This window comes from Rhizobium sp. CRRU65 (assembly GCF_048551595.1).
In the GTDB taxonomy this organism is placed as follows: domain Bacteria; phylum Pseudomonadota; class Alphaproteobacteria; order Rhizobiales; family Rhizobiaceae; genus Rhizobium; species Rhizobium leguminosarum_J.
Map to the genome: position 1 here is coordinate 72,646 of NZ_JBLYZH010000025.1, position 19,660 is coordinate 92,305.

General features: G+C 60.6%; 14 protein-coding genes and 3 pseudogenes. 12 read left to right on the forward strand and 5 right to left on the reverse strand.

Annotation, left to right across the window (positions count from 1 at the left end; all coding sequences use genetic code 11):
- Positions 1-6 precede the first annotated feature (6 nt).
- From ACM5SV_RS34035 to ACM5SV_RS34045, 3 genes are read right to left on the reverse strand one after another with little or no spacing between them, the layout of a single operon-like run.
- Positions 7-2,691, reverse strand: coding sequence for a carbohydrate-binding protein (locus ACM5SV_RS34035; RefSeq protein ID WP_128450375.1), 2,685 nt, complete (start codon positions 2,689-2,691; stop codon positions 7-9).
- Between the two features lie 11 nt (positions 2,692-2,702).
- The gene (locus ACM5SV_RS34040) at positions 2,703-6,242 is read right to left on the reverse strand and encodes a molybdopterin cofactor-binding domain-containing protein (RefSeq protein WP_419425490.1); all 3,540 of its coding nucleotides are present in this window, start codon (positions 6,240-6,242) and stop codon (positions 2,703-2,705) included.
- Positions 6,239-6,763: a (2Fe-2S)-binding protein gene (locus ACM5SV_RS34045; RefSeq protein WP_128450373.1), complete on the reverse strand. Its 525-nt coding sequence runs from the start codon at positions 6,761-6,763 to the stop codon at positions 6,239-6,241. The genes ACM5SV_RS34040 and ACM5SV_RS34045 overlap by 4 nt, the downstream gene beginning before the upstream one ends.
- Before the next feature lie 352 nt (positions 6,764-7,115).
- Between ACM5SV_RS34045 and ACM5SV_RS34050 the strand changes: the two genes are divergently transcribed.
- The 7 genes from ACM5SV_RS34050 to ACM5SV_RS34080 all read left to right on the forward strand — a co-directional run bounded on the left by ACM5SV_RS34050 (position 7,116) and on the right by ACM5SV_RS34080 (position 12,759).
- A complete protein-coding gene (locus ACM5SV_RS34050; RefSeq protein ID WP_222018123.1) occupies positions 7,116-8,252 on the forward strand; it encodes an FAD-dependent monooxygenase in 1,137 nt (378 codons plus the stop codon).
- Positions 8,249-9,046: an alpha/beta fold hydrolase gene (locus tag ACM5SV_RS34055; protein ID WP_128450371.1), complete on the forward strand. Its 798-nt coding sequence runs from the start codon at positions 8,249-8,251 to the stop codon at positions 9,044-9,046. The genes ACM5SV_RS34050 and ACM5SV_RS34055 overlap by 4 nt, the downstream gene beginning before the upstream one ends.
- Before the next feature lie 89 nt (positions 9,047-9,135).
- Positions 9,136-9,888, forward strand: coding sequence for a hypothetical protein (locus ACM5SV_RS34060; protein ID WP_003554953.1), 753 nt, complete (start codon positions 9,136-9,138; stop codon positions 9,886-9,888).
- Between the two features lie 55 nt (positions 9,889-9,943).
- Entirely contained in the window at positions 9,944-10,585 is a 642-nt protein-coding gene (locus ACM5SV_RS34065; RefSeq protein WP_128402195.1) for an N-carbamoylsarcosine amidohydrolase, read from the forward strand.
- A 45-nt stretch (positions 10,586-10,630) separates the two neighbouring features.
- Positions 10,631-11,665: a leucyl aminopeptidase gene (locus ACM5SV_RS34070; RefSeq protein ID WP_128402196.1), complete on the forward strand. Its 1,035-nt coding sequence runs from the start codon at positions 10,631-10,633 to the stop codon at positions 11,663-11,665.
- 128 nt (positions 11,666-11,793) lie between these two features.
- Positions 11,794-12,276 carry a MarR family winged helix-turn-helix transcriptional regulator gene (locus ACM5SV_RS34075; RefSeq protein ID WP_128450369.1) on the forward strand — a complete coding sequence of 161 codons (483 nt, stop codon included), beginning with the start codon at positions 11,794-11,796 and terminating at the stop codon, positions 12,274-12,276.
- Positions 12,277-12,594: 318 nt separating this feature from the next.
- Positions 12,595-12,759, forward strand: coding sequence for a hypothetical protein (locus ACM5SV_RS34080; protein ID WP_164902269.1), 165 nt, complete (start codon positions 12,595-12,597; stop codon positions 12,757-12,759).
- A 574-nt stretch (positions 12,760-13,333) separates the two neighbouring features.
- Here ACM5SV_RS34080 and ACM5SV_RS34085 read toward each other — a convergent pair.
- Complete coding sequence (locus ACM5SV_RS34085; protein ID WP_017997006.1) at positions 13,334-14,587, reverse strand: MFS transporter; 1,254 nt, start codon at positions 14,585-14,587, stop codon at positions 13,334-13,336.
- A 968-nt stretch (positions 14,588-15,555) separates the two neighbouring features.
- On the opposite strand from ACM5SV_RS34085, the gene ACM5SV_RS34090 reads away from it, so the two are divergent.
- The 4 genes and pseudogenes from ACM5SV_RS34090 to ACM5SV_RS34105 all read left to right on the forward strand — a co-directional run bounded on the left by ACM5SV_RS34090 (position 15,556) and on the right by ACM5SV_RS34105 (position 18,236).
- The gene (locus ACM5SV_RS34090; RefSeq protein ID WP_128450367.1) at positions 15,556-16,695 is read left to right on the forward strand and encodes a calcium:proton antiporter; all 1,140 of its coding nucleotides are present in this window, start codon (positions 15,556-15,558) and stop codon (positions 16,693-16,695) included.
- A 360-nt stretch (positions 16,696-17,055) separates the two neighbouring features.
- Positions 17,056-17,232, forward strand: a pseudogene (locus tag ACM5SV_RS34095) (IS630 family transposase); the annotation flags it as partial.
- A gap of 243 nt (positions 17,233-17,475) precedes the next feature.
- The gene (locus tag ACM5SV_RS34100) at positions 17,476-17,811 is read left to right on the forward strand and encodes a hypothetical protein (protein ID WP_017997001.1); all 336 of its coding nucleotides are present in this window, start codon (positions 17,476-17,478) and stop codon (positions 17,809-17,811) included.
- 128 nt (positions 17,812-17,939) lie between these two features.
- Positions 17,940-18,236: a hypothetical protein gene (locus ACM5SV_RS34105; RefSeq protein ID WP_128450365.1), complete on the forward strand. Its 297-nt coding sequence runs from the start codon at positions 17,940-17,942 to the stop codon at positions 18,234-18,236.
- 469 nt (positions 18,237-18,705) lie between these two features.
- Here the strand turns inward: ACM5SV_RS34105 and repC are convergent.
- Positions 18,706-18,897 (reverse strand): annotated as a pseudogene (gene repC, locus ACM5SV_RS34110) (replication initiation protein RepC); the annotation flags it as partial.
- Between repC and ACM5SV_RS34115 the strand changes: the two are divergent.
- Positions 18,897-19,049 (forward strand): annotated as a pseudogene (locus ACM5SV_RS34115) (MarR family transcriptional regulator); the annotation flags it as partial. The pseudogenes repC and ACM5SV_RS34115 overlap by 1 nt on opposite strands.
- Positions 19,050-19,660 lie beyond the last annotated feature (611 nt).

The window sequence follows — 19,660 nt, forward strand, 5'->3', positions numbered from 1 at the left end:
TTCCGGTCAGTTTGCCAGCTGGATGAGCTTCGGTGCGGCGGACAAGCCGCTCTTGTCGGCGGTGTCACCGAGATAAGGCGTGTTGATGTAGTAGCGATTTGCGGCCGTGTTGGCGACGCGCAGTTCCAGCGAATGGACGCCTGGAAGCAGCCGCCCCAGAGCAAAGCGGTAGGGGCGCCAGCCTCTTCGATCGATCTGCCGGCCATCGAGCAGCGCCGCGACCACCGTGTGGACCTCGGGCAATTCGAGGACCCACTCGGCCTCATCGCCGATTTCGAGCGCCAGCCGATAAATGCCGGTACCGGAGAAACCGGCAAAACCCTGCGTTTCCCACCCTGCAACCACCGAGATCGGCACGAATCCCGCGTCAGGGCCCGGCGCGAAGCTCCAGCCGTCGACAAGCGATATGGCACGAGCCGCGGCAAGCAGCGGCTGGTGCTCGAGATGGCCTTGCACGGTGGTCTTCTGCGTCGTCTCGCCCAGTCGAATGCATTGCACCTCCTGGGGCGCGAGCGCGACTGTCAGGTGGCTGAAGGCGGTTGCCTTTCCCACGTCTCCCGTCGTCGCGGACCAGACCTCGCACGCGAAACCGTCGCCGAAGGAAATCTCACTGATGAGGTGCGATGCGCCATCGTTGAACAACACGACCCGCCACCAACCAGCGGCCTCATACCCCACCCATTGCCAGGGTCTGCCCGTGGAATGACAGGCAAGATCTGGACCCGATGACCGAAGCGACTGCAACAGAGCGGTGATGTCGCCTTTGCCAGGCATTCCTTCGAGATGGATCGACGTGCCGACGGCACGCCCCGCTGCGCCATCGCAGACGGTGGAGAGCCGCTCGCCTGAAGACCAGACAGCACCACCCGCCGCCTTGAAGACGGCGAGCATGTGCAAGGTCTTCGTCGTCTCGAGCACGGTGACGGACGGCAGAACGACAGCATCGAAAACAAGGCCGGACGCGCGCAGGCGGCCGTTCTTGATCGTAGCGGTCGCCAAATCGGCCTCGCTGACGAACATGAAGTCGCAGCCTTCTGCTAAGAGCCCTTCGCACCAGGCGCCGATATGGGTTGCATGGCTGTGGCGCGGCCCTTCTGCGAAGCCTGTATGAAGAGGATAAAGGATCGCAACCGGCGTGCGGGGCGTGGCCCCCTCGATGAAGGCGGAAATCCGTGCCGTCTCCTCGGCAAACAGATCGTGGTAGCTCCACCACGGCTCGAAATTGATGCCCGGCCCGAAATCGAAACGTGGATTGGAAAACGGCGTCGGATCGTTGTCGCGCCCGTCCGTCTGGTAGACGCCGTGCCAGAGGAATTGCCGGGTCCCGAGGCAGTGAAGCCGGATGGCCTGCGCCCGCATCGTCTCCAGCGTCAGTTCCCATTGCCCGGCGGCACGCACGGGCGTTCGCTCGGCGCTGGCATAAGTTTCGACGACGCATCGGCTGCGACCATTCGAACGGGCAACGGAGTCGCCGAGCTTCGGCGCCAGCTGCGCCACGAAATTGTTGCAATCAACGGCCGTCTCGTGCCGGTAGGCATCGATGCCGAAGAAATCCACGGCAAGCGCCACCCTGGGGTCGATGCTGGTAAAACCGCCGTTCAGCGACCAGGAACTGATATGCGGCAGGATCTCGTGCCCGGTAAGGACGATCCCCCTACCCTCGGCCCATCGGCGCAACGTGCCGGAGAAGGCCTCGTTCATCAGGGCCGAATAGGCGGCGTAGAATTGGGCGCGCAGCCGCAGGGTTTCAGGTCCGACGCCACGCACCAGCGCCAGCAGGGCCCTGGCGAAGGTTTCGCCTGTGCCGCGCGACACGACGTCCGGCAGGGTCGGCGCATAGAGCAGGCTGTTGCCAAGGTCACCGGAGATCTGGCTCCACTTGTAGAAACCCGCCGCCGGCTGGTCGTAGAACACGAAGCCGACGGGATCGGGCACGAGATCACCAAGCGCCTCGATCAGCGGATCGAGTCCGACTTCGACGAACCGCTCCGCAGCCTCCGGCAGGAGATAATTGATCAGCCGCGAGGTCCTCGACCGGGCGCTGACGAACACCGTGAGCACCTGCCCCCCATCGGGCACGCCGTCAAACAGGTAGGTGCACGACGTTCGGTCGCTTTCGACGACGAATGTCCGCGCCGTGACGTCGACCACCTGATCGAGACTGTCGATGCCGGCCGACGGATGCAGTAGCGCTGCCTCGACGGTCCATTCGCACCACTCGACGATGCTGCCCTCATACTGCCACGCGACGATATCGGGGCCCATCGTCCGGGTGAACGGCGGATGGACGCCGCTGATGTCGCCCCGCGCCTCTCCCGAGGACGACCAGAACAGGTGGCGCTCGCGCAGGTCATCGCGGTCCACGACCGTCCGGCCGCCGGCGTGACCGCTGATCCAGTTGTAATCGTCGTAGATTCCGAGCTTCAGCCGCAGCTTGCCGGCAATCCCAGCCGCAACACGATAGGCGTCCAGATAGGCCGGCGACAGGTAGTCATCGCGCGACATTGCGAGACGGGCCTGGATCAGGATCGTGCCGATCCCCTTCTGTTTGAAATCGGCGAGCTGCGCATGGCAAACGTCCTCTGTCGGGATCGAATGCCAGAACCAGTAGGCCGACGGGCGAAACGCGGCTGTCGGGTTCTCGAACAAGTCGCGGCGGCCGATATCCTGTCCGGTTCGGATCTGCTCCAACTCGTCTCTCCCTAGTGGCTTGCTGCCGTTACGCGTTGCATGGCTTTGGTCGTTTCCGTCCAGGCCGGCTTGTCGGGGGCGAAGCGCGCTCTCAGATAATCGGCGAGATCCTTGATCTGGCCGTCGTTCAGCGTCTGGCGGAAAGCCGGCATCGACATCACTTCAGGGGCTTGACGGCCGGTGTTCTGCGCCAGGATTGCCGGCGCCTCGACACCCTTCAGGATTGCCTGGATGAGATTGTCCGGGGTCTCCGCATGAAGATTGCTGTTGAGCGCCAGCGACGACAGGATCGTGTTTCCAGTGTGGCATGTGGCGCAGGCGCCATTAAACAGCGGCTCGCCCTTCGGCGATATGCGCGCGGCGGAAGCCTTGGCCGCTTCGCTCGCGGAAAGGGCAGCCTGGCTCTGCACCTTGCTATCGGCGGGGGCCTCGTTGAGGCTTGCGAGATATGTGGCCATGGCGCGGATATCACTGTCCGGCAGCGGCTGCATGACCTCGACGACATGCGCCATCGGGCCGGCGGCACTGCCGTGATCGCGCGAATGTCCGGTGCGCAGGTAGTCATAGAAGGCGTCTGCCGTCCAGCCGACCGGGCCGTTGGCGAACGCATTCAGGGCGGGCGCCTCCCAGCCATCGGCAAAGCCGCCGGAAAGCCGGGCGCTGCCGCTCTTTTCCGCGCCGAGCGCATTTCGGTCCGTGTGGCAGGCCGAACAGTGGCCCAGGGTCTCGACGAGATAGGCCCCCCTGTTCCACTGCGCATCGCGGGTCTCGACATATTTGAACGGCTGCGCCTTCAGGAACAGCGCGTTCCAGCCCGCCATCATCGCGCGTATGCTGTAGGGGAATTTGAGCTTCGTCTCAGGCGCCTTTTCGGCGACCGGCGCCTGCGTCATCATGTAGGCGTAGAGCGCCTGAAGATCGGCATCCTCGGCGCCGGCGAACGAGGTGTAGGGGTGCGCGGGATAGAGGTGATGGCCGTCGCGGCTGATGCCCTCGCGCATGGCACGTTCGAAGGCCGGGTAGGACCAAGCGCCGATGCCGCTTTGGACATCGGGCGTGATGTTGGTGGCATAAACTGCGCCGAATGGCGTGTCGAAGCGCCGGCCACCGGCAAAGGGTGTTCCGTCGTTTCCGACATGGCAGACATTGCAGGCGCCGGCCGCCGCCGCCAGCCGGCCGCGCTCGATGGTGGCGGCGCTGTAGACATTGGCGTCCGGCTGCTGGATGGTGCCGATCGCCGGGCGCCATGGCGATGCCATGGTCACGATACCGGACAGAGCGGCGACGGCGCCGATCGCCGACAGGCCGACGTTCCACCACCTCCGCTTTTTCGCGACCGGGGTGGCCGGCGTTTCGTTCGTCTTGCCGTTCAGCGCGGCAAGGACCAGTTCCGGCGTCAGCGGCAGTTCGCGGAAACGAATGCCGGTGGCATCGTAGACGGCATTGGCGATGGCCGAGGCGCTGGGAACGGATGCGGACTCTCCGACGCCGAGCGGCGGCTCGTCCTGGCGCGGCACCATCAGCACGTCGATATCAGGTACCTCGGGGAAGGTAATCAGCGGATAGCCGCCCCATTCCTTCGACTGCACCGCGGTCGAGGAAAATTCGACCTTTTCCTTCAGCACCCGGCTGGTGGACTGAATGATGTTGCCGTGGATCTGGTGGCGCACTCCGTCGGGATTGATCATCATTCCCGAGTCCTGCGCGCATGTCACCTTGGTAACCGCGATCTCGCCGGTCTTCTTGTTGACGGCGACATCGGCAACCCATGCCGCCCAGGCGGCGGCCTTGCCCGGAAACGGCCCGTGGACGTAGACGGCATAGGCAAATCCACGGCCGTAGAGCAGATCGCCTTCGCCGCTGAGCGTGCCCCACGTCGTATGCGGCACCCACTTCGCCCGTTCGGCAAGCGCGTGCACCAGGTCGACGGCGCGTGGGTCGTGGAGATAACGGAGCCGGTACTCGACCGGATCGACGCCGGCGGCGGCGGCCAGCTCGTCGACGTAGCATTCGTGGGCGAATGTATTCGGCATCGCCGACACGCCACGGAACCAGGAGGCGCGTGCGATCGGCGGCATGTCGTGCACGGTTACGCGCAGGTTGCCGTAGGCATAGGGTGGGATGGCGGTACGATCGCCCATCTGCACGACGTCGGAAACGGGCGGCAGCTTGCCGGTGAGGATCAGGGGAAGGGTTGGCGCCAGATTGGAGGGATAGCGCGTTTCGAAATCATAGGCGGACGGACCGCCCTCCAGGTCGAGACCGCCGCGCACATCCATGATCTGGGCGGCGCCCTTCGGCTCCCAGGCATGTTCCTGTTCGCGCGTCAGCTGGACCCGGACGGGTGCCTTGACGGCCCGCGACAGCAGCGCCGCGTCGGCTGTTACGTCATCGGCGCAGTTGCGGCCGTAACAGCCGGCCGCCTCCAGCCGCTCGACCCTAATCTGCTCTTCCGGCATGTCGAGCAGCAGCGCCAGATCGCGGCGCATGGGATAAGGGTTCTGGGTTCCCGACCAGACGGTCAGCCCGGCGTCATTGTAATCGGCCACCGCGCAGGACGGGCCGATCGAACCGTGCATCTGGTAAGGCCAGACATAGGTGCGGTTCATCGGCTGGGCGCTACCGGCCAATGCCATGTCGACATTGCCGCGATCGGCAAGCTTGCGTGGCGTCGACGGATTGGCACGCAGCGCCTTCTCCGGCATGTTCAGATCCGGCCACTCGGGCGGCGCGCGCCACACGACCTTCAGGCTCCCGGACGCCTCGATGGCGATTTCCTCGCGGGTCGCGACAACACCGACGAAATCACCGATGGCGACCACGCCGACCAGCCCGTCGATATGCGCGACCGAGGTCTCGTCGATCGAGATCAAGCTGTTTCCGACATGCTCGCCATGATCGAATCCGGCATATGGCGGGCGGATAACGCGGCCGTGCAGCATGCCAGGCACGCGCACATCGTGGACATAGGTCCAGCGCCCGGTTGCCTTCTCGGGAATATCTACGCGCGGGCGCGACGAGCCAACCAGTTTATAGTCCGACGCCGGCTTCAGCGCCGCATTGCTGTCGATCGACAGCCTGACATGGCTGCCGACGACAACATCGCCGAAGTTCAGCTGCCAGTTCTCGCCGCCGTCGGCACGGATAATGCCGTCCTCCAGCCGCAGCCGCTCAATCGGCACGCCGACCTTCTCGGCGGCCTTGACGAGAAGATGGTGACGGGCGGTCGCGGCGGCCTGGCGCAGCGGCACTGCGGTGATCTGGATGGTTTCGCTGGCAATGGTCGCCCCCTGATTGGGCGCGGCGGTCGTCGTGCCGAGAACCATGTCCACCTGTTCGAACGGCACGCTGAGCTCTTCGGCGACGATTTGCGCCAGCGACGTGCGGATGCCTGTCCCGAGATCGACGTGGCCGTTGAACGCTGTCACCCGGCTATCGACCCCGACAGCGATATAAAGCTCGGCGGCGTCGCCCATCGACGCGTCATTGACAATGAGAAGCGTGCTCGCGGCTGCCATGTAGGCGGACTTGGGTGCTTCGCGGTGGTTCATCGCGAAACCTCCGTCATGTCGTCGGTCATCGGGTCGACTGGCCGGCCGGCTTTGGTGAGGGTTACGGCGCGCCGCACAGCGGCCAGTATCTCAACATGCGTTCCGCACCGGCAGAGATGGTGCCGCAGAGCATCGCGAATATCGCTCTCGTCGGGATCCGTATTTCGCTGAAGCAGTCCAACCGTGGCGATGATCATGCCGTTGAGGCAATACCCGCATTGCGCCGCCGCCTCTTCGATGAAAGCCTGCTGTACCGGGTGCAGAAGCCCATCCACCGCCAGCCCCTCAAGCGTGATCACGCGTCGTTTGCCGATCGCGCCAAGCGGCACAGTACAAGAGCGCACCGGACGGCCGTCAACCAGAACCGCGCAGGCGCCGCATTCGCCCAGGCCACAGCCATATTTCGGTCCATTCAGGCACAGGTCGTTACGCAAGATGTAAAGAAGCGGTGTTTCCGGTTTCGCGCTAACGCGCCAAAGAGCGTCGTTGACATTCAGTGAAACGGAAACGGGAGGCTTCACGGGAATTCCTCCAGCATCGCGCAAATAGCCAGGCCTTTTGCTACTGGACGGATCGCTATACGGCGGGCGCCTTGGCGGCGCGTGCGCATCATAACGATGCGACTGTCACCGACATTACGCATCTACTGCCCCTCATTTTTATATAAATAGCGTATACGCTTCATATGGGCCGCTGGCAAGTCGAATTTCGTTGTTGCAAACGTCGAAAAACGCGTTACGCTGGAGTATTCAACTAAACCAGCCCGCCACGAATGCTTGTCTCGCTCTTGCATTTTAAAGCGTATACGCTATAAGTAAGCCAATTCGCCTATCGCCAGAGCGATACGTTGAAAAACGGAAAAAAGGGGTCGCCATGTCCACCGGAAATGAAAAGATCGCGATCATCGGTGCCGGCCTCGGCGGCGCGGCAGCGGGGGCGCTGCTCCAGCATGCCGGCTTCAACGTCCAGATCTTTGAACAGGCCCCGAGCTTTTCCCGCCTCGGCGCCGGCATCCACATGGGACCGAATGTCCTGAAGATCTTCCAGCGCATCGGCATGGACCAGAAGCTGATCGATATCAGCAGCACGCCGGCCTATTGGTTCAGCCGGGATGGCCTGACGGGAGACTATCTCTCCCGCATTCCGCTCGAAGGTTATGGCGCGACCTATTGTACCGTCCATCGCGGCGATCTCTCTGCCTTGCAGATGGACACCATGACTCCCGGCACCGTCCAGTTCAACAAGCGATTGACCCGCCTCGAAGACAATGGCTCGGATGTCTACCTCGAATTCCAGGACGGCACCTCGGCGCGCGCCACGATCGTGATAGGTGCCGACGGCATCAATTCGCGCGTCCGCGAGACATTGCTGGGCGCCGAAAAGCCGAACTATAGCGGCTGGGTCGGTCATCGCGCGATGATCTCGGCGGAAAAGCTGAAGAAGTTCGACCTGACCTTCGAGGATTGCGTCAAGTGGTGGGGGCCGGATCGCCACATGATGGTCTATTACACCACCAGCCGCCGCGACGAATATTACTACGTGACCGGCGTCCCGCACCCCGCCTGGGAATTCGACGGCGCTTTCGTGCAGAGCAGCCGCGAAGAAATGTTGGAAGCCTTTGCCGGATACCATCCGGTCATCCAGGCGCTGATCGAAGCCACTGACGACGTCACCAAGTGGCCACTGTTCAACCGTAACCCGCTACCGCTCTGGAGCCAGGGCCGCTTGGTCCTGCTCGGCGATGCCTGCCACCCGATGAAGCCGCATATGGCTCAGGGTGCCGCCATGGCGATCGAGGATGCGGCCATGCTGGCGCGATGCCTGGAGGAAACCGGATCGCAGGATTACGCGACCGCCTTCCGCCTCTATGAGGCCAGCCGACGCGATCGCGCGACGCAGGTTCAGACCGTGTCCAACGCCAATACGTTCCTGCAGACGCAGGAAGATCCTTCATGGGTCTACGGCTACGACGTCTATGCCGAGCCTATCCTCGACAAGAGCGTCGCATGAGCGCGGCCCTTCTCTACGGCGCGAATGTCTCTGCCAACGGCATTCGCCAGCATTACCTCCGCTATGGCGGCAAGGGTCGGCCGGTCATCCTCATTCCCGGCATCACCAGCCCGGCGATCACCTGGGGCTTCGTTGCCGAACGCCTTGCCGAACGCCATGACGTCTACGTTCTCGATGTCCGGGGACGCGGCCTGTCCTCGACCGGTCCGGATCTCGACTACGGTCTCGATGCCATGGCCGCCGACGTCATCGGCCTTGCCCAGGCGCTCGGTGTTGGCGCTCCTGCGCTGCTTGGCCATTCGATGGGTGCGCGCATCGCCATGCGGGCGGCAAATACCGGCGGCGAGTTCTCCCGCCTCGCCCTTATCGATCCCCCCGTCTCCGGGCCGGGCCGCCGGCCTTATCCGAGCAAGCTGCCGTGGTATGTCGATAGCATTCGCCTCGCGCTGGCAGGCATCGATGCCGAGGGCATGAAGGCGTTTTGCCCGACATGGACGGAAAGCCAGCTGCAGTTGCGTGCCGAATGGTTGCACACCTGCTTCGAGCCTGCCATCGTCACCGCCTTCGAGGACTTCCACAAGGACGACATCTTCCCGGATTTCGCCACACTGAAGCAGCCGTCGATGCTGATGGTCGCGGGACGTGGTGGCGTGATTGCGCCGGAAGATGTAGCGGAAATCCGTGGGCTCAATCCCGCTATCGAGATCAGCCGCGTCCCGAATGCCGGCCACATGATCCCTTGGGACGATCTCGACGGCTTCTTCGAGGCGCTTGGAGATTTCCTCTCCCGATAAACGCCAATGGCGGGTCTTTGGCCCGCCATTTTTATTGCCGCAGCGAGAGCGCCCAATGTGCGCCCGCTCACTCATCAAAGGAGCCGTCCGTGCAGAAACCCTATCGTATCGGCCAGATCGTGCCGAGTTCCAACACAACGATGGAGACGGAAATTCCGGCGATGCTGATGGCTCGCCAACTGATCCGCCCGGAGCGCTTCACCTTCCACTCCAGCCGCATGCGCATGAAGAAGGTGGTCAAGGAAGAACTGGCCGCCATGGACGCCGAATCCGATCGGTGCGCCATCGAACTGTCCGATGCGCGCGTCGACGTGCTGGGATATGCCTGCCTCGTCGCCATCATGGCGATGGGCCTCGGCTACCATCGCCAGTCGGAAAAGCGCCTGACCGGCCGCACGCAGGAAAACGACACGAACATCCCGGTCGTCACCAGCGCCGGCGCGCTGATCGAGGGCCTGAAGGTGATGAAGGCGAAGAAGATCGCCGTCGTCGCGCCCTATATGAAGCCGCTGACCGAACTCGTCGTGAACTATATTCGCGAGGAAGGCTTCGAAGTGATGGATTGGCGGGCGCTTGAAATTCCCGACAATCTGGATGTTGCCCGCCACGATCCGGAAAACCTGCCGGCCATCGTCCAGACGCTCGATCTTTCTGATGTCGATGTCATCGTGCTTTCGGCGTGCGTGCAGATGCCGTCGCTGCCCGTCATCGCCAAGGTCGAGGCCATGACCGGCAAACCGGTGCTCACCGCTGCCGTGGCAACCACCTATTGCATGCTGAAATCACTAGGACTGGAAGCCGTCGTGCCGGGTGCCGGTGCCCTTCTGTCCGGCGCTTATTGAACCTGAATTTGTCGTTTCCGGCCGCATTGCGGCGGAGGAAAACAAGGAGTGCCCTATGCAGAGTGCTGAAACCAACTATCAGGGCGTTTGGGGCAACCGCATCGGTTTCGGCCAGCGGCCGGCCCTTCTGGTGATCGACTTCCTGAAAGCCTATACGGTGGAAGGCGCGCCGCTCTATGCGCCGGGTGTCGTCGATGCCGTCGCACAAACACCGGCACTTCTGGCTGCGGCGCGCGCCGCAGGCATTCCTGTCATCCACACCCGCATTCTCTATCTCGCCGAGAACTGCGCCGATGGCGGCATGTGGGTGAAAAAGGCTCCGGTCATGATGGCCATGGTCGAGGGCAACGTGCTGGCCGAATTCTGCGACGGCGTCGAGCCGGAAAAGGGCGAGCTGGTCATCGTCAAGCAATATGCCAGCGCCTTTTTCGGCACCAGTCTCGCCTCTCTGCTTCACACGCAGGGTATCGATACCGTCGTTCTTGCTGGATGCTCGACAAGCGGCTGCATTCGCGCAAGTGCGGTGGATGCCGTCCAGCACGGCTTTCGGACGATCGTCGTGCGCGATTGCGTCGGCGACCGGCACCCCGATCCGCACAATGCCAACCTCTTCGATATCGACAGCAAGTATGGCGATGTCGTTTCGAGGGAGGATGCCATTGCCGAAATCGCCAAGATCAAGTCCGACCGTCCGTAACTTTGCAAAAACAGCCAAGCCTTCACGTAAGATAGGGGAACGAGCATGGATCAATTCAGCTTCACCGAAATCTGCCTGCATCAGTTGAAGATGTCGGGCGTCCACGAGGGCGAAAAACTCATCGTCCTGACCCAGGGCAACGAGCGCCTCGATTATGCCGACGCCTTCATGGCGGCGGGCATGCGTCTTGGGGCCAAGATGTATCACATGCGTTTACCGCCGGTGCCACCGGCGGGTGCATGGGCCGTCGGCCAGACAGGCCTAGCGGCCATGCCTGACGCGGTCGAGGCCCTGAAGGCCGCCGACATGCTGATCGATTGCATCTTCCTGCTCTTCAGCCCGGAACAGATGGCGATCCAGGCGGCCGGAACGCGCATCCTGACCGCCGTCGAACCGCCGGAAATTCTTGCCCGCATGTTGCCGACAAAGGAACTGCGCGAGCGCGTCGAATTTGCAGGAGACCTGCTGTCCAAGGCGAAGGTGATGCGGATCACCTCGGACCATGGCACGGATGTCACCTACAAGCTCAACACCTATCCGGCCGTCACGGAATATGCGTGCACGGACGAACCGGGCCGCTGGGATCATTGGCCATCCGGCTTTGTCTTCACCGGTGGTGACGATGACGGCGTCGACGGTACGATCGTCGTTGCTCCGGGCGATATTCTGCTGCCGCAGAACATCTACGTGCGCGATCCGATCTACTACACCATTGAAAACGGTTGGATCACCGACATTCGCGGTGGCCTCGACGCCGAGCTAGTCAAATCCTACATGGACGGTTTCAACGATCCGCGTGGCATGGGCATGAGCCATGTCGGCTGGGGTCTTAATCAAAACGCCAAGTGGCATCGCATGGTGCCCGGCGAATTTCCGGGCGGCATGGGCATGGAGGCCCGCTCGTTCTACGGCAATGTCATGTTCTCGACCGGCCCGAACAATGAATTGGGCGGCCCGAACGACACGGCCTGCCATCTCGATATCCCGATGCGCAATTGCTCGCTCTTTCTCGACGATGAGCCGATGGTCCTGAAAGGCGATATCGCCGTCAAGGAAATGAAGCACACCGTCAAATCGTAATCGCAACCAACCTGCTTGGCGTGAAAACACGCCAAGCAGCCCGAGCCTCGTATGCCTTGACCGGTGAAACATGCTGTGGTGTTTCCTGCATGGACGCACTAGACGCCGCAACCGATGGACCCGCTAACATGACTGTCAAAGACATCGAACGCCCACGTGAAGCCGCGGTGTCTGAAACCGCCTATGATGTTACCGAGCAGGTGGGTCACTTGCTGCGAAAAGCCTATCAGCGGCATCTCTCGATCTTCCAGGCCAACGCCAGTGACCCAGACCTGACATCCGTCCAGTTCGTCACGCTCTGCGCGCTACACGATCTCGGACCGAGCTCTCAGGTCGAATTGGTGAAGGCCACGTCGGTCGATCAGGCGACCATCCGCGGGATTGTCGAGCGTCTGAAAGCACGTGGATTGATCGACCTGTCCAAAGACAGAGCCGACGCCCGCAAGGTCGTCATTTCTCTCCTGCCGAAGGGTGAGGCGCTGCTTCAGGACATGTATCCTCGCGCATATCTCATCAGCGAGAAAACCATCTCTCCCCTCAATCCGGCCGAGAGAATTGCGCTGCTGTATCTTCTTCGCAAAATCGCGGACGATGAGGTTGGAGAGCGGTGACGAGATTGGCGCCCTGCCATGATGGCGTGTCGTGGAATATCGACCTCATGACCGGCATCATCGTGGTTGACCTTCTTCACAACTTTGATCTGGGGTACGGCCGCGTCCTTCAGTCACTGGGCGTATGCCCAACAAGGACCGTCTGCTATGCGCACGCGCCGCATCCCGACCGATTTCGCCGTGATCAGAGGATAAACAGCGCGGAAGAAGTCTTCCAAATGTAGTTAAGCATTTTCTAACATGAATCGCATGTCGCTCAGCTCCGCCGGGGAACAAGCGGAGGTGGGCGGCGTTCACCCGGCACACAAGGAGATTGCGATGGCTCGATATCTCGGCTCTGCCCATGGACGCCCGCTACCACCTACGCCCGACATTGCAACGCGCATCCGCACCAACCCGCGCGTCAAGGCGATCCTCTGGTCTATTGTCATCTGCATGACCGTGCTGGTGGTCATAGCCCTGTTTTCATCCCATGTGCTCTAACCACCATTCACGTCACAGTGGCGTCACGAGTGGCGACCGCTATCGGGTCGAGCCCGATGGCGGCTCGTGGACAGTCATGGACACCTTGACAGGACTTCCGGCCGCCACGAACGGCAAGGATCTGGTGCAACTTCGAAAGCCGGACGCAGATGAAATCGCCGAGGAGCTGAACGGTTGCGAGCGTCGCGGGACTGCCAGTCCCTTGCTCTAAGAGACCGTCATCGGAGTGCCGCGAGCTATTGTCGCCGGTCGGGGCCATTTCGTGGTACCGTCAACCAACCCACTTTCAGCATTGGTGCCACCATCCCGTCATAGATGCCAAGCGCCCACCGACTGATGAAGACGGCCGTAAGTGCCAGTGCCCAATTCGATCTCGCGCCGCTCTTCGGAGCGGGATGATGCTGGCCTTGGTAGTAGGTGTCTCTTAGTGATCTGACCATCCCTTTGATTACGGGGCGGGTCCGGTGTCCACAAATCAGGGGGGTGGGGTTTTAAAGTGTGGAATCGAGAAACTTTGGTTAGCGCGTTGGGCAGTAAATCGAGAGCTTGTCTCGGGGCGAGAAAGCGCCCCTGTTCACGTCGCCAACGCCTGCTGCCTCCGCCGCAGCCTGGGCCACAGGATCAACCAGCTCACCAAAGCAAGGTTGACGCAGTTCCAAAGGAAGCCATGCAGGAAAGCCAGGCGGTAAGAGCCGGTGGCGTCGAAAATATAACCAGCGGCCAAGCCCCCACAAGCCATGCCAAGAACAGTCGCCATCAACACCAGGCTGATGCGGATACCCGCCTCACGTGGCGGCAGATATTTCCGAATGATCACGGCATACATCGGAACTATGCCACCCTGAAATAGCCCGAACAGGCCGGAGATCACATAGAGCGACGACTTGCTGTTGAAATACAGATATAGCAGCAGCGCTGCCGCCTGCATCGAGGAACCGAGGATCAACATCGGCCCGGCACCGATCCGATCGGCGACCGCCCCGGACGCCAATCGGCTGACGACACCCAGTCCAAGCATCAAGGCGATGATCTGCGTGCCCACCGCCACACCGTAGCCGAGATCCCCGCAATATGCGACGATATGGACCTGCGGCATTGACATTGCCATGCAGCACGCAAAGCCCGCGACGACAAGGACGACCTGCAACGCGTTCGGGCTTAGGCCCAGTTCGTTGCGTGCTGCTTCGGTTACCGCCTCGGCCTGGACATAGGTTACGGTCTGTAGACGCCGCTTCAACAGCAGACCGATGGGCACCATCACCAGTGGGATGAAAATGCCGATTCCGACATGGGTTGCGCGCCAGCCCTGGGTCGTCTGGAAATGCTCGATAGCCATCGGCCAAACCGCCCCGGAAAGATAGCTGCCCGAGGCCGCAAAGGCGACTGCGAGCGCCCGGTGCCTGCTAAACCAAAGAGAGAGGTCGGATATCAGCGGCGCGAAGCCGGCAGCTGATCCAAGGCCGATTACCAGCGAGAAGGCTGCGAACTGCCAAATATTGGTGGTAAGAGCAGCCAGGATGTAGCCAACGCAAAGCAGGAACGCGCCGATCAGTACTGGCACGACGATGCCGACCCGATCGGCCAGACGCCCCATTACAACCCCGCCAAAGGCAAAGCCAAGCATGGTGCAGGTATAGGGAAGCGAGGCACCGCCACGCACCGTGTCGAACTCGACTTGCAGGGTTGGAAGAAGCACCACGACGGACCAATTGCCGACGCAGGCAACGGTGCCGAGGATCAACGTGAGTACCAGCCGCCACCAGGCATACCCAGAGTCGACGTCGCCAGAATCGGGCCCACCTGCCGCAGTCATCCGCTTTTCAAACATGGCCACGGCGAGAACTCCTCAGGGTCCGATTATGAACTGAACGCTCTCGACCAATGCCAAGTGCATTCGTCTCGTATGACGAGCTTCGGTGCGTTGAATACCTGATTGACGAGCCCATCCTCAAGCTCCCGCCATCAAATCGCGCCGCAATCGTCGCAATCTCCGGCGGCGAGGCATCGAGCCGCTTGAGCTCCGCGTCGAGCAGTATCGGGGCTATACGGTTTAGCATTAAAAAAGAGGCGCTGCAGGCTCGCCAGTTCCGTCTGGCTGAGGCCGAGATCGAAGGTCAAATCTCGCCTCAAGGATACGATGTAAAGGCCTTGTTCCACGCGTCCGCCAACCGAGAGCCCGCCCTGGCGAGTTGCTCGTCCGCAATCACCTCGGATCGAGGGGCGCATTGATCGATGATGTCCCCTCGGCACTGCCATCGACGAATTATTGCGGGTGAGTCGGACTTCGGTCCGATGGTAGACAGCAATCTCTCTGCTAATTTCCGTTCCGCTGAGACTGCAAAACTCAGCACGAAAAGGGTGTCTGCCCCTGATCCGGAGCACCCTTTTCAAACTCGCTTTCCGCAGTCCCCATTAGCCCTCGGCGCCGATGGTTCGCGGGCGGCCAACCTCCCAGTTGATCATAGGGTGTAGGTAATCTGCGAGAGAGTTCCAACGACGGCTGTCGAAACCAGGACGTGTCTCGCGAGTCCTACTCGAGGTCGTGACCCGGCTTGCTGCGGCTATACATTCCGACAAGACCCGCTCCAAACAGGCATGCGAACACTATACACCGACGCCCATCGAACCCAACTCAGTCTCCACGGTCACGAGTATGGGCAAGGTTCGGACGGATCGCTTCATGCACGGTAACACGATTTCAGGATCCAGGCTTGCTTATGACATGATTTCGAGCGCCATTGATTTTCCGACACGCCGGCTTTCTGCCACGCGTTCAATCGCCAGTCAGGAACACACATGAACGTACTGAAAGCCGGCGTCGCAAGCGAGACACATCACCCGGCAATCCCGACGTGGACGTGGCTCTCCCCGCTCTTGGCATCCCAGCTTCTCGCTGTGAAGTTTCTCCACTTCGTTCCCTCCGACGGTCCGGTGGTCCTTGTTCTTGCCGGTATCATGCTTGCCGCCACCGTCTTTAGCGCAGTTCACCACGCGGAAGTCCTCGCGCTTAAGCTCGGCGAGCCATTTGGTTCGATCCTGTTGGCAATCGCTGTCACGGTCATCGAAGTCGCATTGATCGTCTCGATTATGGTGTCCGGGGCTGAAGGCAGCGGCTCCGTCGCGCGGGATACCGTGTTCGCCGCCGTGATGATCGTGCTCAATGGCGTCGTCGGGCTTTGTCTGATCATGGGAGGAAGCCGGCACTTCGAGCAGTCGTTCCAGCTTAAGGGTGCGTCCTCCGCCCTGGCGGTGCTCGGCACCCTCGCCGCCTTGGCGTTGATCCTGCCAAATCACACGCTGACAGTTCTCGGCCCGTCTTATTCTCCACTCCAGGCGATGTTCATCGGCATCGTTTCTCTGATGCTTTGGGGCGTCTTCGTCTTCGTGCAAACGGTCAAGCATCGCGCCTACTTCTTGGATGGCCCCGCTGAAGATGTGATCGGTGAGGACATGACGGAGGTCTACCACCCGAAGCCTTCAGACCGGGAAGCCCTGGCATGCCTGGGTCTGTTGCTGGTTTCGCTAGTCGCCGTCGTTCTTCTAGCGAAGACCTTGTCGCCCTCCCTCGATGCGGCCATCGATCTTGCCGGACTGCCGCACACCTTTGTCGGCGTGGTCATCGCCGCGATCGTGCTTTTGCCGGAAGGGATTGCCGCAGCGAAATCCGCCCTCAAGAACCAGCTTCAGAATAGCATCAACCTAGCTCTCGGATCGGCCATCGCGAGTATAGGGTTGACCATACCCTCTGTCGCGGTAGTCTCGCTTGTTCTTGACCAGCAACTGGCCCTAGGCATCTCGGCCGCGAACACGACGCTGCTGGTGCTTACCTTGTTCGTGAGCACCCTGACCCTGGGGACCGGCCGCACGACGGTGCTACAAGGGGCGATCCATCTAGTGATATTTGCCGTGTTCCTGCTGGTTTCGGCGATCCCCTAGGGCTGCTTCGCGAGCTTTGCTGCGCGATCAGGGTCCGGACGGCGGCGTGCAACTTCTCTCCGAACGGGGTCACGCGATCATGATCGTGAAGCACCAGGCCACGGATAAAGCGCTCCCCACCAGCTTCCTGTAGTTGCCTCAACCCTTTGAAGCCGTCCGATTTGACCGTGACTGATGCTTTCTCTTCAATTCCGACGATCCGCCCGCGACGGTCCTCGATTACCCCGTCCAGCTCGTCCTGATCCTTGGTCCGGTAGTGCTAGAAGGTTAGGCCGCCGCTCCGACCAGGACGCGAGTTTCAGAAGCTCGGAAACCACGAAGCTCTCCAAAAGTGCTCCAAACGCAGCGATCGCGAACGGTGAGATGATCGTCGTCGAAAATGTCTGGCAGTTCATGCGCGACAACTGGCTATCAAACCGGGTCTTCACGTCCTATGACGACATCGTCGGTCACCGCTGCAAGGCCTGAAAGAAGCTCATCGACCAACCCTGGAAGATCATCTCAATCGGAATGCGCGACTGGGTGCATCGGTTCTGATCAATGCAGATTGGTATGAGACCTGCCCAGAGCGACAAAGTGGTGATCGTGCGGCCTGGCTAGCTCCTCTAAGATCGACCAAACGTGCTATTCAATTGGCTCTCCTCATACCGTTCCTGCTTATCGGTTATGCGGGACCAAGCGGGTGAGTATTTGACGCGTCTCCAGCAAACCCTACACCGCGAATGGTCCTTTTAAAGGACACGCGCGGCTCGAGGAAACCAAGGCTAAACCTAAAACAATATGCGCGATTCACTCATACCCCGCAAAAAGACATTTAGAGACGGAGTCTTCCTCGCGCTGATCATATGGCTGCTGGTTATCCCGCTGACTTTCATGACACAAGTTTTTGCCCCTTCCGTTTTTGTTCTTTTGGAGGGGATTGGGAATTTTCAATACAAGCCTTGGATTTTTCTCGCCCCAACAGCGTGCGCGCTCATTGTGGCGTTGGTTTTCATGCCGGGATATTATAGCCCGAGCGTTATTGCGGGCTCTATTCTTTGTAGTGCTGCGGTGACAATCGCAGCCGCAATTGCTTTCCTTTTGATAATGATATCGATTCCACGATTGCATTATTGAGCCCTGCGTCAGAAGGCTACTTGTCGGAATCATTCGGCTGGACCGTCAAACACTCATTGGCTGCTCCTACGATATGAATGTAAAATTGCCCGGTGAATAATAGCGCCTTCATTGGCGAAAGACACACAATGCGCATTCTTCTCATTCTTGGCTCCCTCATCGTTGGAACGATTGCCGGCATTTGCGTATTCGGGATGATCTGGCGAACCACTGCCCCGGAAGGTGCAGTAGCGATGGTCATTGGAGGGGGTACGCCGGTTGTCCTCGGAGCTTTGGCATTTCTCGGCACAAAGGCGGCTGACGGTCGGCGACCAAGCTTTCTCGATATGCGGACATGGTTTGCTCTTGTGGGGATAGCGGCGGCTGCGGCCGGGCTCTTCGTGATCTTGATCGTTGCTTTTTTTCTGGCGGTTCAGCGTGGATAGCCCGCTTGGGGCCAGAATAAGAGCGGCGTTGTAAATCGTCCGGACCGTTTGCTAGGGACAAACGCGCGAATGAACTGCTTGGCTACGGCCTCACGGCAAACGCCAAATTCCCCTGGATGAACCAGCCGCCCCTCCACATCTAAAAACATCGCCCGAGAAGCTTCGATGAACACCTGGGGATGAGTAAATCATGTCCCCCAAAAGGGTCTGAACAGCGGATGTTTGGTATTTCGTCATCGGAAGCGCCTCGTTTCTCAAGAAACTACCAGCTGATAATGTTTGACATTTCATCTTCATCCGGCTCCCGCCGTCTATCCACATATCCAGTTGCGTATCCTCCTGCATTTCGCAGGAGAAATCAGCGGCTATGCAGAACGAGCGATGCCCGCGAGCCCGGTATTTTGACAAGCAGAACGCTTCGACCGTTGAAGTGGCCCCTTGTAGTAGAAATAGTCTCGGCCTCCGTTACCCCCGCATTCCGCGTCCCCTCGCCATTTGCCTTCGACAGAGCCATGAGCATCGGCCCAAGCGAAAACTCTCCGAGCTCCGCGCGCTTCGTAAGATCGCGCAGATATCCGCCGGCCGAGTTTATGAAGTTTGATCGCTCGGGAATGCACGCCATCGCCACTGCGGCATTCTCCGGCCCCAATGCATCGCAGGCGCAGCGGCGTCAAGGAGACGGTGGATCTTCTGGTGAGAAGTGGAATGTTAAGCGAGACGATCGTCAAGAACTCGATGGGACGCGAAGCGGCGCGCCAGTTCGAGATTTCGGAGGCTCTTCTAAAGAAGCTAAGCTCGTTCGGAGTTGAGTGACCACCGAATTAGAATGACGAGTTTTCAGAGTCGTCGATTCTTGTGTGTCGTGGATTGTTGATCCTCCATCTTCGGGTAGAGGATGCGTTACGCTTCTCCAGCAGTGGACCCAATATGAGTCATGCTTACCGATAGGGAATTGGCCAGCATTACCGGAACGATAGCCAGGCGCAGCTGCGCATTGCCCTCCCGCAAGACACTTCGTTCTCGGATCGCAGCATTTCTCCCTCGGTCTTGAGCGCGTGCAGCTCTTCGACTAGCCCGCCGACCGGCCGACGCATTCCCACCAGACTACAGCGCCTCTACCTGCTGAACCGAGGGTCGGTTCCTTTCATGGGACAGGAGGAAATCGGGCGTGCGCCGCCTTGGCAAACAGCACCCGCGCGTCCCGTACGGCGCGGCGCCGATGCTGCGCCCACAATCCGTCAAAGCTGTCCCCGCCAACTGTAACAATGATGACCGCCACCCTTATGCCTACCGCGCCGTACGTGGGGCAAAATCCATGGCGGCGTTTTGGTGAGCGGTCATAGAAGTGTGCATAACCGCGCGCTTTGAGAAGTGATTGCTAGTCTGGGGATTCTCAAGCCGGGGCAAATCATGATTCGATTCTG